Below are 16,161 nucleotides of genomic sequence, written 5' to 3' on the forward strand. Positions count from 1 at the left end.
CAAGCAACTCCTTCCATTTTGGCGTGGCTTTATTGATTTGTTTCAAAATAGTTGCTAGTATCTTTTTATAAAAACAGGATCGAATATAAATTAATATTAAAATACTTTGTATTCCAGAAACTATTTTAAGAAGAAAAATCAAAGAAAACAAACGGAATTATGCTTATATTTAGAACTTTTGTTTGGAAGTCGGATATATTAAAAATTACAACCACTAGATTTAAACCATAAAAAATGACCACTAAAAACACCAATACTACCAACTACACTGCGGATATCTTGGGTTCAGGTTTTGAAAAATTAACGCTACTATTTCCAGACGATTATGAGGGCAAAGTACACGCCACGCTAGTTAGACGCAAGAGTAACTTGCAAACTACCAAAGCAATATTGTACATCCATGGGTTTAATGATTATTTCTTTCAACAACAAATGGCCTTAAAATTCAATGAACAGGGCTATCATTTTTATGCTCTAGATTTAAGAAAATATGGCCGTTCTTTGTTGCCGCATCAAAAACTCAATAACGTGCGTTCTCTCTCAGAATATAATGCCGAGATAGATACTGCCTTACAAATTATCCAATCCGAGAACAACCAACAACTTATCCTAAAAGGCCATTCTACCGGCGGTCTCATAATAACCAATTATGCTATAAACCATCCAAATAGCATTTTGTTTGATGCCTTGATATGTAACAGTCCATTTTATGAATTTAATTTAAATTACATAGAACGAAAAATAGGCATTCCGTTGCTATCCTTTTTGGGCAAGTATTTTCCGAATATTGCAGTAGATGCAGGTTTATCTAATTTGTATGGCTATAGTTTACACCAAAAAAAGCATGGCGAATGGATCTATTCTCTCGCTTGGAAACCTCATGCTATTCCAAAAGTCAATTTAGGTTTTTTGAGAGCCATACATCTAGCCCAAAACAACATCCAAAACCACCCTAAATTAGGGGTTCCTATGTTGGTTCTGTACAGCAGCCGTTCTATTTTTGAAAAAAAATGGTCCGAAAATTTCTTGAAAAGCGATGCCGTTCTAAACGTGAAACATATTGAAAAATACGCCAAGCAAATTAACGGAAACGTTGCCACTTGTGAGATACAAAATGCCTTACATGATGTACTATTGTCTGCTAAACCAGTACGAGAAAACGCCTACCAAAAAATAGCTGCTTGGTTAGAAACACTACCCAATACAACTCCAAAGACCCAGTAGAGGCTTTATTCCAAAAAGCTATCCTCTTTAAATCCAATTAAATACAGTTTGCTCTTGGCACGGGTCATGGCGGTATACAACCATCGGATGTAGTCCCGATCTATACCATTGGGCAAATAGGGTTGCTCTATAAAAACCGTATTCCACTGTCCTCCTTGGGATTTGTGACAGGTTATGGCGTAAGAAAATTTGACTTGTAGCGCATTAAAATAGACGTTAGCTTTTACTTTCTGGAATTTTTTATATTTGGTAGTTTCAGATTCGTAGTCCTTCATAACCTCTTCGTACAATCGGTTGGATTCTTCGTAGGTCATTGAGGCAGATTCGCTGGAAATGGTATCCAGCAACAAAACGGTTTCTAAGGGTTTTTGATTAGGATAATCGATCATGCGTATTTTTACACTCGCAAATTTAAAACCATATAATTCCTGAATTTTAAATATTTCGAGTATTTCAATAATATCGCCATTGGCAATAAAACCAGCTTCGTCTGCATCTTTGAGCCAAAAATAATTGTTTTTGACTACCATCAAAAAATCTCCAGTGGCAAGAGCACTTTCTTTGTCCAGAATTTTAGTTCTAATTTGTTCATTATATTGGTTGGCTCTTTTGTTAGAACGCACAATAAATGCAGTGTCTTCAATACTGTAGTTGCCATAAGCAGCATGGATTGCATCCTGAATGTCGTACCCATCGGTCAAACGCACAATATCCTTAAACCGCTTGACATCAAATTTAAAATCTGTTATAAAAGCCTCGTTCAACACCAATCGCAGCTCTGTAGCATTGTATAATATGCCCGAATCTTGTTCTTGACGCATCACTTCATCCAACTCAATATGTGCTATTTCTTTGTTATAATGCAACCCTAGTGATTGGATGTCTAAGGCAGGACTAAGGTCTAAATTTACTGGTGGAAGTTGTGCGGTATCTCCCAGCAAAATCATTTTGCAATTGGTGCCAGAATACACATAAGTGATCAAATCCTGTAACAAAGAACCATTTTCATATAATTTAGAATCCGAGTTAGAATCCGAAATCATAGAAGCCTCATCTACAATAAATATGGTGTTTTTGTGCTTGTTAGCTTGTAAAATAAATGAGACTCCTCCGGTAGAGGATTTTTTTGGAAAATAGATTTTTTTATGAATCGTAAAGGCTGGTTTTTCGGAATAATTTGCAATCACCTTGGCCGCACGACCTGTAGGTGCCAGTAAAACATACTTTTGATGGAGCTCCAATAGGTTGTTTACAATAGTAGAAATAACTGTAGTTTTGCCCGTTCCAGCATAGCCTTTGAGCACAAAAATGGTGTCGTTGGAGGTGTCGGTCAAAAAAATAGCGATTTTTTGAAAAAAAATATCCTGGTTATAGGTAGGAATAAACGGAAATTTTTTTTGCAAAAGGCTATAAAACGCAGAAGAATTCATGGTATTTGGGTTAGGGCAAAGTGAGGCTCAAATATAGCAAGTAATTTTGCAGCAACCACCTAATTTGGGTATAAATCCCCTCAGAAATGCCATAAAACTATTCCTGAATTTAACGCAGAATCTTTGTAACTTTGCTACTTTACTTTTTTACCATAAAGAATGATATCCATTACAGAAAAAACATTACAAGATTTACAATTTCCGACCGTTCTTGAAACCATTTCAGCCATATGCAACACGGATTTAGGAAAACAAAAAGCTTTAGAAATAACCCCATTTAAAGACCAAGAAAGTTTGATGGAGTCTTTAATGCAAACCTCAGAGTATGTTTCTTCTTTTGAGAACAATAACGCCATACCCAATCATGGTTTTGATGCCATCACACACGAAATAAAATTTCTAGCCATTGAGGATAGTTTTTTAGAAGTGGGCAGTTTTAGAAAAATTGCTACCCTATCTAGCACCGTAAACTTTTTGTTGCTCTATTTTAAAAAATTTGCAGACTACTACCCCAATTTACATAACCGTGCCCAAAAGGTAGCATACACCAAAGATATTCTTACTCAAATTGATAGTATTGTAGATAAATATGGAGAGATCAAAGACAATGCATCGCCATTATTGCTAGATATCCGAAGAAATATCAATATGGTTCGAGGCAAAGTGAACCAAAGTTTTGGGTCTGCACTAACCCAATACAATGGTTTAGGATATCTAGATGATATCAAAGAGAGTTTTGTACAAAACCGGCGGGTGTTGGCAGTTTTGGCCATGTACAGACGTAAAGTAAAAGGATCCATTATGGGCAGTTCCAAAACCGGAAGTATTGCCTATATAGAGCCCGAAGCTACCCTAAAATATTCTAGAGAATTAAGCAACTTAGAATACGAAGAAGCAGAAGAAATTACCCGTATTTTAAAAACACTATCCAATAGTATCCGTCCTTATTTGCCGTTACTAATCGAGTACCAAGATTTTTTGAGTACCATAGATGTGATTGCTGCTAAGGCAAAATATGCCAATAAAATTAATGGTATTCTGCCTCAAATAACTACAAACAGACGCTTGTATTTTAGAGATGCCTACCACCCTATTTTGTATCTAAATAACAAACAAAAAAAAGAAATTACCCATCCGCAAACCATAGAATTACAACAAGAAAACAGAATTATAGTAATCTCAGGTCCCAATGCAGGAGGAAAAACCATTTCGTTAAAAACCGTAGGATTGTTGCAACTAATGCTACAATCCGGAATGTTGATTCCGGTGCACGAACGTTCCGAAACCTTTTTGTTTGATCGCATACTTACCGATATTGGAGACAACCAATCTATTGAAAATCATTTGAGTACCTACAGTTACCGCCTCAAAAACATGAACTACTTTTTGAAGAAGTGTAATGCTAAAACCATGTTTTTAATTGATGAATTTGGTACGGGTTCTGATCCAGAATTAGGAGGAGCCTTGGCAGAGATTTTTTTAGAAGAATTTTACCATAGAGAAGCTTTTGGAATTATTACAACGCATTATTCTAACCTGAAGATTCTTGCAAACGAGCTGCCTTTTGCAACCAATGCCAACATGCTTTTTGACGAAAAAACACTAGAACCCATGTACAAATTAGTATTGGGTCAAGCCGGTAGTTCTTTCACCTTTGAAGTAGCCCTGAAAAATGGTATTCCGTTTAGTTTAACCAACCGAGCCAAAAAGAAGATTGAAGTCGGTAAAGTACGTTTTGACAAAACCATCGCCACCCTTCAAAAAGAGCGTTCCAAGATGGAAAAAACTTCTCAAACACTCAAAGAAGAAGAAACCAAAGCCCGAGAGGAAGGCAAAAAAATGGAGACCATCAATACCCGAATAAAACAAAAACTAGAGAGCTACCAAGAGCTATATGATAGCAATCAAAAAACCATTTATATAGGCCAAAAAATTGAAGATATAGCCGAGAAATATTTCAATAACAAGAATAAAAAAGATTTAATTGGAGAGTTTTTAAAAATCATTGAAATAGAAAACTCCAAACGCAAAATAGCCACTCCAAAACAAGTAAAAGCTATTGTTGCCAAGAAAAAAGAAATAATTCAAGAAGCAGAAGTCCTTGTAGAGGAAATACGCAAAGAGAAAAAAGAAAAAAAACACCAACCAATCCTTGAAAAACCCAAAGCAATTATCCGTTTAGGAGATCGAGTCCGAATGTTAGAGGGCAAAGCCGTGGGTACTCTAGAGGCAATCGAAAAAAACAAAGCTACCGTAAATTATGGCATCTTTACCTCCAAGGTAAGCATGGACCAACTAGAATTGGTAGAGGCAATCAAAAAGAAATAATGCAAAACCTACCCCAAAACAAAAAAATTATACTCTTTGATGGCGTATGCAACCTCTGCGATACAGCAGTGCAGTTTATCCATAAGCGCGATACTAAAGATATTTTTAGATTTGCATCTTTGCAGTCCAAAATGGGTCAGGATATTATCCAATACCTTGGAGTAGCTGCAACCGCACCAGATAGTATTATACTCTATGAGCCCGGTATTGCGTACTATTATAAGTCCCAAGCCGCTCTACGTATTGCCAAAGAGTTACGAGGGTTACAAATTCCGGCGCTAATTTTCAGTATTTTTCCGAGCAGTTGGATGGATTATGGCTATACTTTTATTGCCAAAAACAGGTACCGTTGGTATGGTCAAAAAGCATCTTGTGAGCTAGCCAATCCAGAGTTAAAAGCTAAATTTATAGACTAAAAAATACCCCTTTGGACTCTAAAATCCAAAGGGGTACTGGTTGTGTATATCCTAAAGCCGGTTTTAGATTCCGGCAATAGCTTTAATTTCTAAAATGAAGCGTTCTGCCAAAAGATCTGCTGCCTCTTGTGATCCTGCTTCGGTATAAATACGAATAATAGGCTCTGTATTGGATTTTCGCAGATGTACCCACTCTTTAGCAAAATCAATTTTTACACCATCAATGGTAAGAATGTTTTCGGTGCTATAGGTATTGGTTATTGCACTCAAAATAGCATCTACATCAATTTGCGGTGTCAATTCAATTTTGTTTTTACTCATATAGTATTCTGGATACGAAGCTCGTAAGGCAGAAACGGTTGTTTTTTGTTTTGCCAAATGGGTCAAAAACAAGGCTACACCTACCAAACTATCTCTACCATAATGGGATTCTGGATAGATAATTCCGCCATTGCCTTCGCCACCGATAACGGCGTTGTTTTTTTTCATTAATTCGACCACATTTACCTCTCCTACTGCAGAGGCCTGGTAGGTACTGTTATGCTGGTTGGTAATATCTCGTAAAGCACGAGAAGAAGACATGTTCGAAACCGTATTTCCAGGTGTGTTGCGCAATACATAATCTGCACAAGCTACCAAGGTGTACTCCTCTCCAAACATTTCACCATCTTCGCAGATAAAAGCCAAACGATCTACATCTGGATCCACTACTACTCCCAAATGCGCTTGCTCCTTTAGTACCAGTGCCGAAATATCGGTTAAATGTTCTTTTAATGGTTCTGGATTATGCGGAAAGTGTCCGTTAGGTTCGCAGTATAGTTTTACGACCTCTACTCCCATTAATTCTAATAACTTTGGAATAATAATCCCACCAGAGGAGTTTACTCCATCTACAACCACTTTAAATTTTGCCGCTTTGACGGCTGCAACATCTACCAAGGGTAGGTTTAATACTTCATCAATATGGATGTCCATATAGGCATCGTTTATGGTAATTTCGCCCAGATGGTCTACCTCTGAGAAATCAAAACGTTCTTCGGCGGCAATGAGTAGTATTTTTTCGCCCTCTATTGCGTTCAAAAATTCGCCTTTATCATTTAATAATTTCAGAGCATTCCATTGTTTTGGATTGTGCGAAGCTGTCAAAATAATTCCACCATTGGCTTTCTCCAAAGGGACTGCAATCTCTACAGTAGGTGTGGTAGACAAGCCTAAATCGATTACATCAATTCCTAGACCTATTAGTGTATTTACTACCAAGTTGTGAATCATTGGGCCAGATATACGGGCATCACGACCTACAACCACTTTTAATTTTTCGTTGCTTGGAGTAGCTAAACTGTTTTTTAGCCAAGTACCATAAGCCGAAGCAAATTTTACGGTATCTAATGGGGTTAGGTTATCCCCTACTTTGCCTCCTATGGTTCCACGGATTCCGGATATTGATTTTATTAATGTCATTATTTAAATTGTATTAAAATATGGGTAAATCGGTATTAAGTTTGTACAAATATAATAATTGTGGTTTTAAAATAAGTCATTTAGATTTCCTAATTTAGGCGAATGAATTTTTTAGCACACATCTACCTTTCGGGTAACAATGCCCATATCCAAATTGGCAATTTTATGGCTGATGGTATTAGAGGCAAACATTTGGATCATTTTCCTTCGGATATCCAAAGAGGAATTATACTGCATCGGGCCATTGATACCTATACAGATGCGCATCCTGTTTTTAGAAAAAGCACCAAAAAATTGCACGCCAATTACCACCATTATGCGGGCGTAATTGTGGATATTTTTTACGATCATTTTTTGGCCAAAAATTGGTCTGCTTATTCGGATGAAAATCTTGAAGAATATATTGCTTCTTTTTATGACTCCTTAAAAGAAAATGAATCCCATTTGACTCCAAAAACATTGGGTTTAATGCCATATATGGTCCAGCAAAATTGGTTATCTAGTTACCAAACCATTGCCGGAATTAAGGGTATTTTGACCCAAATGGATCGGCGTACCCAAAATGCTTCTCGAATGCGTTTTGCAACTCAAGAATTGGTGTTGCATTATACTGAATTTGAACAAGAATTTACTGCGTTTTTTGAAGATTTAAAACAGCATGCCCAAGCGCACTTAGCCGCAAATTTTTAGCCTTATACGCATTAAAACTTTTGTCTGAGATGCCTTAGTTGTTGTTCCGGGCGTATTTTTGATTGCAAAGCGAAGTGTTTTTTTAGCAAAAAGAAGCTTCCAAAAGTTGACTTACCGCCTAAAATAGTAGTAATTTAGCGCTTTCAAAAAAAAATAGATGTTCAAAAAATATATTTCTAAACTAGAAAGTATACTTGCTTGGTCTCAATCCATACTTACAGAGAAGCAATTTATTTTCTTATCTAGTATTTTGGTTGGGATTACGGCTGCCTTTGCGGTGATTGTTTTAAAAACCTTTGCCCACTGGGTGTTTTTGTTTGCCACTTACATTAACGGGATCCTAAAATTAAGCTTTATAAACAGTATTTTGCCCATTGCTGGTTTGGTTTTGACAGTTTTGGTGGTCAAACGTTTTTTGGGAGGATCTATTGAAAAAGGAACTTCTCAGATTTTGTATGCTGTGGCCAAAAAAGCAAGCATCATTCCGAAGAAACAAATGTATGCCCAAATTTTTACTAGTTCCTTAACCGTTGGTTTGGGAGGTTCTGCGGGTTTAGAGAGCCCTATTGTGGTTACAGGAGCGGCTTTTGGATCTAATTATGCTCAAAAATACAAATTAAGCTACAAAGATAGAACGTTGCTCATTGGTTGTGGGGTTGCTGCCGGAATTGCTGCAGCCTTTAATGCTCCAATTGCAGGGGTTTTGTTTGCTATTGAATTTTTGCTTGTAGATGTGAGCATTTCGGCCTTTACACCTATTATGATTGCTGCTGCAACTGGAGCCTTAGTTTCGGTAATTACGCTAGACGAAACTATTTTGTTGAACTTTAAACAACAACAGGTATTTGATTACCACAAAATTCCGTTTTATGTGCTTTTGGGTATCATAACTGGTTTTTTGTCTATTTATTACACCCGTAACTTTCAGAGAACCGAACATTTTTTTCAAAAATTAAAACTAAATCCGTACAAAAAAGCATTGTTGGGAGCTTCGGTATTGGCGGTGTTGATTTTTGTTTTTCCGACTCTTTTTGGAGAAGGTTATGAGAGTATTAAAACACTATCGGATAACAATCCCGGAAAAATATTAGAAAACACCTTGTTTAGCAAATACAGCACCAACAACTGGGTTTTAATTGCTTTTGTGGGACTAACGATGATGCTCAAGGTGTTTGCCACGGGTATTACTTTGGGTGCTGGTGGTAATGGAGGAAACTTTGCTCCGTCGTTGTTTGTGGGTTCGTATGTTGGTTTTGTTTTTTCTAAAACTATAAATTTAACCGGATTGACCCATTTGCCGGTAAGTAACTTTACTATGGTAGGTATGGCGGGGATATTGAGTGGCTTGTTTCATGCTCCCTTAACGGCTATATTTTTAATTGCCGAAATAACTGGAGGATACAGTCTGATGCTTCCGTTGATGCTTGTTGCCTCGATTAGTTTTGCTATTTCTAAACGGTTTGAAAAACACTCTATGGATGTTAAAGATTTGGCACAAAAGGGCCATGCTTTTACCAGCAATAAGGATACCAATGTGCTTTCTACTCTGGAGACCAGTGCCATCATTCAGACGGATTATCTTACGTTATCTCCGGATGAAAATTTAGAGAAATTGGTGGATTTGATTTCGCATTCTAATCAAGTTATTTTTGCGGTTGTAGATAAAGAGAAACAGTTGTTGGGTGTGGTACATTTTAATAATATTAGAGAAATTATCTTTAATACCTATCGGGTCAAATATACGTTGGTCAAAGATATTATGACTACTCCTTTAGAGATTGTTTATCCGTTTCATAGTATGGAAACGGTTATGAATAAATTTGAACGCTCTAAAATGGCTTTTTTGCCGGTGATTAAAGACGAAAAATATTTTGGTTTTATCTCTAAATCTGTAGCCTTAGAGGCCTATAGAAGCAAATTAAAAGCCATGACTATTGAATAATGGTTTGGTGTAGACTTTTTTTTTGAACAGCCTGCTTGGTATGCTTTATTTGGAATACTAAACACTCTCTTTAGCCCCGATTGTAGCAAAAATCCGTATTTGGCAGGGGTTCTGCCAAATACTATTGTAGCGTAAAGCGGGACTGCTTTTCATTGGGATTGTTTGGTTGCTGCTGCTGCAAAAGGGAATTGTTTTGGTGTTTTTAGGTAGGGATTTTAACATAAAGTTCTAAAGTGTTCTATCAAAAGAATAAATCAAAAGAGTAACTTTGCTTTTTTGCAAAAATTATGTCAGATAAAAACAGTTTTATTGAAGTTCAGGGTGCCCGTGTGCATAATCTCAAAAATATAGATGTTTCTATCCCTCGGGAAAAACTTGTGGTCATAACGGGACTTTCGGGTTCTGGAAAATCTTCTTTGGCCTTTGATACCATTTATGCCGAAGGACAACGCCGGTATGTAGAAACGTTTTCGGCCTATGCCAGACAATTTTTGGGTGGTTTGGAACGCCCGGATGTGGATAAAATTGATGGCTTGTCTCCGGTTATTGCCATTGAGCAAAAAACTACCAGTAAGAGTCCGCGATCTACGGTGGGAACCATTACGGAGATTTATGATTTTTTGCGTTTGCTCTATGCTCGCGCCGCCGATGCATATAGTTACAATACGGGCGAAAAAATGGTTTCATATTCCGATGAGCAGATCAAGGATTTGATTACTCAAGATTTTGATGGAAAGCGGATCAACATTTTGGCCCCAGTTATTCGAGCCAGAAAAGGACATTATGGCGAATTATTTCAGCAAATTGCCAAACAAGGCTTCTTGAAAGTACGTGTGGATGGACAAATTCTGGACATTAGTAGTGGCATGAAATTGGATCGTTACAAAACCCACGATATTGAGATTGTAATTGACCGTCTCGAAATTACTCCTCCTACGCAGGCTGGTGGACTTGATAATCAAAAAAGACTCAGCGAAAGCATCCATACAGCCATGCACCATGGAGAAGATGTGTTGCTGGTTTTGGACCAAGATACCCAAGAGGTGCGTTATTTTAGTAGAAATTTGATGTGTCCTAGTTCGGGGATATCGTACCAAAGTCCGGAGCCTAATTTGTTTTCGTTCAACTCCCCTAAGGGCGCTTGTGATGCTTGCAAAGGTTTGGGTACGGTAAATGAGATTAATCTTCAAAAAATAATTCCGAACCCTAAATTGTCTATCAAAGCCGGTGGTTTTGCTCCCTTGGGAGAGTATAAATCGTCTTGGATTTTTAAGCAATTAGAAAGTATTGGCGAAAAATTTGATTTCAAATTAACGGATCCCATTGCATCTATTCCGGACACGGCCATGGAAATGATTTTGAATGGTGGAAAAGAAAAATTTGCAATCCAATCCAAAGTTGCTGGAATTACTAAAGAATACAAAATTGATTTTGAAGGCATCTCTGCTTTTATAAAAAACCAATATGATGCAAGCGGATCTGCAACGATCAAACGTTGGGCTAAAGAATTTATGGACGAAATTAGTTGTCCGGTTTGTGCGGGTTCTCGTCTAAAAAAAGAAGCGTTATTTTTTAAAATTAATCAAAAAAATATTGCCCAATTATGCGCTATGGATATCTCGGATATAACGCTTTGGTTTGAAGAACTAAACCAGCATTTGTCGGATAAACAAAAACGCATAGCCACTGAGGCAATCAAAGAAATTAAAGACCGTTTGCATTTTTTGATGAATGTTGGTTTGGATTATTTGGCCCTCAACCGAAGTTCTAAGTCACTCTCTGGCGGTGAGGCGCAACGCATTAGATTGGCTACGCAAATTGGTTCTCAATTGGTGGGTGTGTTGTATATTCTGGACGAACCCAGTATTGGTTTGCACCAAAGGGATAATGCCAAATTGATTCATTCTTTAGAACAGTTGCGCGATCTTGGTAACTCTGTTATTGTGGTCGAGCATGACAAAGACATGATAGAACAAGCAGATTATGTGATTGATATTGGCCCCAAAGCCGGAAAATTTGGAGGAGAAATCATTAGTATGGGTACTCCTGCCCAAACCTTGGCATCCAATACCATTACGGCACAGTATCTGAACGGAAAAATGCGGTTAGAAATTCCGGAAAAACGCCGAGAAGGCAATGGCAAATTTTTGAAATTATCTGGAGCCACAGGAAATAACCTCAAAAACGTTAGTATATCCTTGCCTTTGGGCAAATTGATTTGCGTAACGGGAGTTTCTGGAAGCGGCAAATCTACTTTGATCAACGAGACGCTCTACCCTATTCTGAACGCGTATTATTTTAATGGGGTCAAAAAACCACAGCCTTACAAAAAAATAGAAGGACTGGAGCATATTGATAAAGTAATTGCTATAGATCAAAGTCCAATAGGTAGAACACCTCGTTCTAATCCGGCTACATATACCGAAGTTTTTACCGAAATTAGAACCTTGTTTACCAAAACCTCCGAAAGCATGATTAGAGGCTATAAGGCTGGACGTTTTAGTTTTAATGTTAAAGGCGGACGTTGTGAGACCTGTCAAGGCTCCGGAGTGCGCACTATTGAGATGAATTTTCTGCCAGATGTTTATGTAGAATGCGAAACCTGCCAAGGCAAACGTTTTAATAGAGAAACTCTAGAGATTAGATATAAAGGAAAATCCATCTCGGATGTATTAAATATGACGGTAGATGAGGCGGTTCCGTTTTTTGAAATGATTCCTAAAATTTATCGAAAAGTAAAAACAATTCAGGATGTTGGTCTGGGGTACATCACCCTCGGACAACAAAGCACTACACTATCTGGTGGCGAGGCACAACGCATTAAATTAGCCGGAGAACTAGCCAAAAAAGATACCGGTAACACTTTTTATATTCTGGATGAACCCACAACAGGGCTCCATTTTGAAGATATTAGAGTACTCATGGAAGTGATCACTAAATTAGTAGATAAAGGCAATACCATCTTAATTATAGAACACAATATGGATGTTATAAAACTAGCCGATTATATCTTAGATATTGGTCCAGAAGGTGGTAAAGGTGGTGGATTGCTTGTAGCCAAAGGAACCCCCGAAGAGATTGCTACCAACAAAAAAAGCCATACTGCCAAGTTCTTAAAAAAAGAACTAGCAGCTCTTTAAATATCCCAAAATAAAGCTTTTTTTTTGGATGCTTGGTCCTTGAATTGTTTTTTGTAACATGGCTAAAGGTATTCTGTTTTTTATATCTTTAGGCACGAAATCAATACATTATGAATTGGACAGGAAAACTCATTGAATATAAATCTCAAAAACGCATTGCTGTATTGTTTGCAAAAGATCCAGAATTACTTTTGGAAGTGCGGAAAATAGATGGCGCAAAATGGAGTCCACAAAAAGTGTTTTGGCATATTCCGGATACCCTCGAAAACCGAATTAAATTTGAAATTGTACCAGATATCTCTGCACCCAAATCCGAAGCAATAGCCCAAATAGAAAAATTCAGACAATGGCTGCGCTCCAAACGCTATAGCGAAAATACGGTTGCAACCTACTGTGATGCCTTAAAATCGTTCTTGCTTTTTTATCAAGACAAACCCGTTAGTCAAATAACAAACGAGGATGTTATTATTTATAACAACCAATATATTTTAAAAAACAATCTATCGGCATCGTACCAAAATCAAATTGTGAACGCAATTAAATTGTTTTTTAAAACCGTTAGAGAAACCAAAATTGAAATCGACAAAATTCATCGTCCTAAAAGAATCAAATTATTGCCCAATGTATTGAGTAAAGAAGAAATTAAAAGTATCTTAAATGCACACCGTAATCTTAAACACAGAGCCATGCTATCTCTGATTTATAGTTGTGGCTTGCGCCGAAGCGAACTTTTGAATTTAAAACCCGCCGATATAGACTCCAAAAGAGGAATCGTAATTATCAAACAAAGCAAAGGAAGAAAAGACCGTATTGCTCCATTATCTACCAAAATATTAGAGATTCTCCGAGAATATTATACCTATTACAAACCTAAAATATGGCTCTTTGAAGGACAAATTTCTGGAACGACTTATTCCGAAAAAAGCTTGCAATCCATTTTAAAACAAGCCTTGCATAAAACCAACATACAAAAACCAGTAACTCTACATTGGCTTAGACATAGTTATGCCACCCATTTGTTAGAAAACGGCACCGACTTGAGGTATATTCAGGAATTATTAGGACATTCTAGCAGCAAAACTACCGAAATTTATACCCATGTAAGCACCAAAAATTTACAACAAATAAAGAGTCCCTTTGATGATTTATAACCAGAATATTTCTATATTTGGTATAGAATACCCTCACAACACTATTAGACCTATCCCACCAAATTGGGTGCGATAAGGATGATTTTGTTATACGTATTCGCTAGTTGTGCGTCATTTTGCCCGAACAGAATAGAAAAAAACGAACCCAAAAAAATAAATTTATAGTTGTATAAATTGTAGAATAAGAATAACGGAATGAAATATACATTAGAAGGAGAAGAAACGGAAAGGTTAAAATTTAGGCTATTAAATATTGAGGATTTTGATGATTGTATTGAATTGTTCAAAGACAATGAAGTTTGTCGTTTTTTAGGAGTTGACAAAATTGAAACTCCAAATGAAAGATGTAAACTTTGGTTTGAAATGACATTTGATAGATATAAAAACGATTTAGGCGGACAAAATATATTGATAGAAAAAAATACAAATAAAATTGTTGGACAAAGTGGACTTTTAGTAAGAGAAATTGAAGGAAAACAAGAAATTGAAATTGCATATTCAATTTTGCCAGAATACAGAAAAAAGGGATTTGCAACAGAATCAACTGAAAAATGTAAAAATTTTGCATTTGAAAATAAATTTACTGAAAGTTTAATTTCAATAATTCATACTGAAAATATTAATTCTGAAAAAGTTGCAGACAGAAACGGAATGAGGAAAGATAAAACCACCGAATTTAAAGGAATGTCAGTAACCATTTATAGAATAAATTCCAGTGAATGGAAAAATAAATAAAAAAACGAACGCACAACAGCCATTTTGAGCTAGCTGGAGTTTAGTGGAATTACCGTTTCGCATCAAGTTTTCGTTAAGCCGAAAATTGAGCGGTTACGAACTTCCAGCCATCTCAAAGTGGCATAACGTTGGCAGATATTATCCCAAATGTCGAGTCCTAAAATAGGTTGACTAAAACTTAAACACCTTTAGCAACCAATGGAAACACCCGAAAATCAGCCCGTCCGAAGAAGAAACGGAAAACAAGTAAGTTTTGAATACAAACTTTCTGTAATTCAACAAATCAACAATGGACAAATTTCTTTAAATTACGCTTCTAAAAAATACGCTATTTCTAAAAGCACAATCGAATACTGGATGAAGAAACTAACCAATTACGAGCAAACCAATAAATCTATTAGTAAAGACGATGAAATTCGTTTGCTAAAAAATAAAATAGAAGATTTAGAAGGAATTAAAGCATTTCAACAAGAGGTAATCATTGAATTTGAGTCTGTTACTGGGGAGGAACTTTCAAAAAAGTACTTGCCCGATTGGTTAGCAAACGAAATTCAGAAAAAGAAGAAAAAGCTTTTAAAATAAAATGGATTTACGAATCAATCGGGATTAGTAAACAAGCTTATTATCAAAGAATTGAATCCTATAAAATCAAAGAAATACGCAATAACATTGTGATTGATTTGGTCTTGGAAATACGCGAAAGAATGCCAGGAACAGGAACAAGAAAACTCTTAGATCACTTAAAAGAAAAGTTTGTTCAACATAACATAAAAATGGGCAGAGATGCACTGTTTGATTTGCTCAGAGTTAGAGGTTTATTCATAAAGAGAACCAAACGTTTTCACATCACAACGGACTCTAAACACTATTTTTACAAGTCTCCTAACCTACTCTATAACTTAGCAATAACACACGCTGAACAAGTTTTTGTTGCAGATATAACTTATGTAAAAACCGATGCAGGACATGCTTATTTAGCCTTGGTTACAGATGCCTATTCTCGAAAAATAATGGGTTGGTCATTAGAGAACAATATGCGGGTAGAAATGGTTAAAAACGCACTTAATATGGCTTATAAAAATTGTATTTTTAATCCTAAAAATATCATTCATCATAGCGATAGAGGCATACAATATTGCTGTCCAGACCATAGTGAATTTGCTGAAAAAAAGGGGTTTATATTAAGTACAACGCAAAAATATGACCCTTACGAAAATGCAATTGCAGAGCGTATTAACGGAATTTTAAAATATGAATTTGGACTAAAAAAAACAATTAAATCCATTCAAATAGCAAAAGCAATGACCAAAGAAGCTGTAGAAATTTACAATAACGAAAGAACTCATTGGAGTTTAGACTTAAAAACACCACAATCTGTTCATTTACAATACAATAAACAGAAAAATAAATCTTATAAAAAGACAAAAAAAATTGCTATTTAAACACCGATTTACTACTATTGTAATGCTATGTGAGGATGGAAACGAGCAATACTGAGGAGCAACTCGAAGAGTGCCAAAATCATAGTCAAAGAAAATGAAGATGGCATTTTCAAAATGCCACTTCTTTAATCTTCATTTTTTTTGAAGAAAAAACTAAAAAAACCTAAACCAAAATTGGCAAACCGATTTGGTTATTTTTAAC

General features: G+C 36.3%; 12 protein-coding genes. 10 read left to right on the forward strand and 2 right to left on the reverse strand.

Features of this window, described 5'->3' with window-relative positions:
- Positions 1-234 precede the first annotated feature (234 nt).
- Complete coding sequence (locus tag LB076_RS09770) at positions 235-1,224, forward strand: alpha/beta hydrolase (RefSeq protein WP_066330936.1); 990 nt, start codon at positions 235-237, stop codon at positions 1,222-1,224.
- A gap of 5 nt (positions 1,225-1,229) precedes the next feature.
- Here LB076_RS09770 and LB076_RS09775 read toward each other — a convergent pair whose 3' ends face one another.
- Positions 1,230-2,654: an ATP-dependent DNA helicase gene (locus tag LB076_RS09775; RefSeq protein ID WP_066330939.1), complete on the reverse strand. Its 1,425-nt coding sequence runs from the start codon at positions 2,652-2,654 to the stop codon at positions 1,230-1,232.
- A 159-nt stretch (positions 2,655-2,813) separates the two neighbouring features.
- Between LB076_RS09775 and LB076_RS09780 the strand changes: the two genes are divergently transcribed.
- Together LB076_RS09780 and LB076_RS09785 are read left to right on the forward strand one after the other, a co-directional pair.
- Positions 2,814-4,982 carry an endonuclease MutS2 gene (locus LB076_RS09780; protein WP_066330943.1) on the forward strand — a complete coding sequence of 723 codons (2,169 nt, stop codon included), beginning with the start codon at positions 2,814-2,816 and terminating at the stop codon, positions 4,980-4,982.
- Complete coding sequence (locus LB076_RS09785) at positions 4,982-5,398, forward strand: thiol-disulfide oxidoreductase DCC family protein (RefSeq protein ID WP_066330945.1); 417 nt, start codon at positions 4,982-4,984, stop codon at positions 5,396-5,398. The genes LB076_RS09780 and LB076_RS09785 overlap by 1 nt, the downstream gene beginning before the upstream one ends.
- Before the next feature lie 63 nt (positions 5,399-5,461).
- Here the strand turns inward: LB076_RS09785 and glmM are convergent, their stop codons facing one another.
- Entirely contained in the window at positions 5,462-6,859 is a 1,398-nt protein-coding gene (gene glmM / locus LB076_RS09790) for a phosphoglucosamine mutase (protein ID WP_066330949.1), read from the reverse strand.
- 102 nt (positions 6,860-6,961) lie between these two features.
- Here glmM and LB076_RS09795 point away from each other — a divergent pair, with 102 nt between their 5' ends.
- The 7 genes from LB076_RS09795 (at position 6,962) to LB076_RS09825 (ending at position 15,959) form a co-directional block, all read left to right on the forward strand.
- The gene (locus tag LB076_RS09795) at positions 6,962-7,549 is read left to right on the forward strand and encodes an acyl carrier protein phosphodiesterase (protein WP_066330955.1); all 588 of its coding nucleotides are present in this window, start codon (positions 6,962-6,964) and stop codon (positions 7,547-7,549) included.
- A gap of 157 nt (positions 7,550-7,706) precedes the next feature.
- Positions 7,707-9,491 carry a chloride channel protein gene (locus LB076_RS09800; protein WP_066330957.1) on the forward strand — a complete coding sequence of 595 codons (1,785 nt, stop codon included), beginning with the start codon at positions 7,707-7,709 and terminating at the stop codon, positions 9,489-9,491.
- Between the two features lie 287 nt (positions 9,492-9,778).
- Entirely contained in the window at positions 9,779-12,631 is a 2,853-nt protein-coding gene (uvrA, locus tag LB076_RS09805; protein ID WP_066330959.1) for an excinuclease ABC subunit UvrA, read from the forward strand.
- A gap of 110 nt (positions 12,632-12,741) precedes the next feature.
- A complete protein-coding gene (locus tag LB076_RS09810) occupies positions 12,742-13,782 on the forward strand; it encodes a tyrosine-type recombinase/integrase (RefSeq protein WP_066330961.1) in 1,041 nt (346 codons plus the stop codon).
- 195 nt (positions 13,783-13,977) lie between these two features.
- Complete coding sequence (locus LB076_RS09815) at positions 13,978-14,517, forward strand: GNAT family N-acetyltransferase (protein WP_066330963.1); 540 nt, start codon at positions 13,978-13,980, stop codon at positions 14,515-14,517.
- 198 nt (positions 14,518-14,715) lie between these two features.
- Entirely contained in the window at positions 14,716-15,099 is a 384-nt protein-coding gene (locus LB076_RS09820; RefSeq protein WP_070786770.1) for a helix-turn-helix domain-containing protein, read from the forward strand.
- Entirely contained in the window at positions 15,051-15,959 is a 909-nt protein-coding gene (locus tag LB076_RS09825) for an IS3 family transposase (protein ID WP_083319328.1), read from the forward strand. The genes LB076_RS09820 and LB076_RS09825 overlap by 49 nt, the downstream gene beginning before the upstream one ends.
- Positions 15,960-16,161 lie beyond the last annotated feature (202 nt).

Origin of the sequence: Flavobacterium crassostreae, assembly GCF_001831475.1 — a bacterium.
Classification (GTDB): Bacteria; Bacteroidota; Bacteroidia; order Flavobacteriales; family Flavobacteriaceae; genus Flavobacterium; species Flavobacterium crassostreae.

Coding starts and splice junctions, on each gene's coding strand:
- glmM (WP_066330949.1), bottom strand. CDS start 6,859: ATGACATTAATAAAATCAATATCCGGAATCCGTGGAACCATAGGAGGC.
- LB076_RS09795 (WP_066330955.1), top strand. CDS start 6,962: ATGAATTTTTTAGCACACATCTACCTTTCGGGTAACAATGCCCATATC.
- LB076_RS09810 (WP_066330961.1), top strand. CDS start 12,742: ATGAATTGGACAGGAAAACTCATTGAATATAAATCTCAAAAACGCATT.
- LB076_RS09785 (WP_066330945.1), top strand. CDS start 4,982: ATGCAAAACCTACCCCAAAACAAAAAAATTATACTCTTTGATGGCGTA.
- LB076_RS09820 (WP_070786770.1), top strand. CDS start 14,716: ATGGAAACACCCGAAAATCAGCCCGTCCGAAGAAGAAACGGAAAACAA.
- LB076_RS09815 (WP_066330963.1), top strand. CDS start 13,978: ATGAAATATACATTAGAAGGAGAAGAAACGGAAAGGTTAAAATTTAGG.
- LB076_RS09780 (WP_066330943.1), top strand. CDS start 2,814: ATGATATCCATTACAGAAAAAACATTACAAGATTTACAATTTCCGACC.
- uvrA (WP_066330959.1), top strand. CDS start 9,779: ATGTCAGATAAAAACAGTTTTATTGAAGTTCAGGGTGCCCGTGTGCAT.
- LB076_RS09775 (WP_066330939.1), bottom strand. CDS start 2,654: ATGAATTCTTCTGCGTTTTATAGCCTTTTGCAAAAAAAATTTCCGTTT.
- LB076_RS09800 (WP_066330957.1), top strand. CDS start 7,707: ATGTTCAAAAAATATATTTCTAAACTAGAAAGTATACTTGCTTGGTCT.
- LB076_RS09770 (WP_066330936.1), top strand. CDS start 235: ATGACCACTAAAAACACCAATACTACCAACTACACTGCGGATATCTTG.